This is a genomic window from Pseudoalteromonas sp. NH0006-46 (genome assembly GCF_057547735.1).
The window spans coordinates 1-1,689 of sequence record NZ_BAAJML010000023.1; the positions used below are offsets into that span (position 1 = coordinate 1).

Here is a 1,689-nt window from a genome sequence, read left to right on the forward strand (position 1 = left end):
GGCGTTGAGGCTGTAGAATTACTCTTTTTAGAAACATATCCTACTATACAAAACTGATTGTTTTTTAACCTTGAATCAGCTGCGGGACTGTGATCTAATAGATATTATTCACCCACGGTAAATTGTTATGGCCAACTACAAGCCTGACTTATCCTGCCAAAATAAATTCATTCCCATCAATTTCGCTGAGCAAATTTTACCAGGTACCTTTGAGTATGCGCTTTGTTATATTGTCGAAAATAAACTCGACTTGTCGGGCTTTGACGCGTGGTATAACAACGATAAAACGGGTGCTGCGGCGTATCCGCCCACGGTGATGTTAAAGATTATTTTACTCGGTTATGCGCATGGGTTAATAAGTAGCCGCCGAATAGCCAAGGCCTGTGAGAACAATATTCTGTTCATGAGTGTGTCAGGGGATATTCAGCCGCATTACACATCAATAGCGGGCTTCGTAGCCAAAATGCACGAACAGATTGAGCCACTATTTACGCAAGTATTGATGATATGTGATGAAGAAGGCTTGATAGGCCGTAACCTATTTGCCATTGATGGGTGTAAATTAAAGTCCAATGCGAGTAAAGAGTGGAGCGGCACATTTGATGAACTAGGCCGTAAAAAAGCAAAACTAGAGCGCGCAAGTAAACGCATCATTGAACGCCATCAAGCCCAAGATGGCCTAAGTGAAGAGCTTGTCACTCACGACTTAAAGCAAAAAGAAAAACTCGATAAAAGCGCCGCTAAAATCACGGCGTTTCTAGCCACCCATCAAGAGAAAACAGGCAGTAAAGGCAAGCCAGTTAAAAGTAATATCACCGACCCAGACAGCGCAAAAATGACGACCTCCAAAGGCACCATTCAAGGCTACAATGGCATTGCGATAAATGACGACAAGCACCAAATTATACTGCAAGCACAGGCATGGGGCTCAGTGGGCGAGCAGCAAACTCTGCAGCCAGCCGTTGCACAATTAAAACAACAACTTGATAAATTAAACACCGATAAAATCACAGACGAACGGACAATTAAGTTCACCGCAGACAGTGGATTTAACAGCGAAGCAAACCTTGAATATATGTCGCAAAGTGGCTTTGATACATACATAGCTGATAATCAGTTTAGAAAACGAAATCCGCTATTTAAAGCCAGTGAAACCTATGAAACAGAGCAAGAAAAACGCCGATTAAAACGCAGTAAAGGCAAGCCTCGGTTATTTACCTCGAAGGACTTTCATTATGATGAAGCAACCCAAACCTGCCGCTGCCCCGCAGGTAATGATATGTGGCGAAGCGGAGTTAATGTAAACAGCCACAACCAACAATACACCCGATTCTGCTGTTACTTAAGAGACTGTAAAGTATGCCCACTGCAACAGCAGTGCATGCGAAAGCCACCTATAAAAACGGGGCGACAAGTTCAGTTTAAAAATGATGAATCACGCAAAAAGCTAAGCTACATCGACAAAATGAAGGTCAAAATAGACAGCCCGATGGGGCGACGGCAGTACAGTAAACGACTTGGCTGTATAGAGCCGGTGTTCGGGAATATTACAGTGAATAAAGGCATGAATAAACTGACCTTACGGGGTCAAACGAAAGTGAATGCGCAATGGCAACTGTACTGCCTTGTTCATAACATAGAAAAGCTGCAAAACAGGCTGCATTAAAAAAGGGGAGCCCTTTTAAGCCA

At 43.2% G+C, this 1,689-nt stretch carries 1 protein-coding gene; it reads left to right on the forward strand.

What is annotated here, in order from left to right; genetic code table 11:
- Window positions 1-127: 127 nt before the first annotated feature.
- Window positions 128-1,666: a transposase gene (locus AC27I2_RS19630; RefSeq protein WP_487205255.1), complete on the forward strand. Its 1,539-nt coding sequence runs from the start codon at window positions 128-130 to the stop codon at window positions 1,664-1,666.
- Window positions 1,667-1,689: the final 23 nt, after the last annotated feature.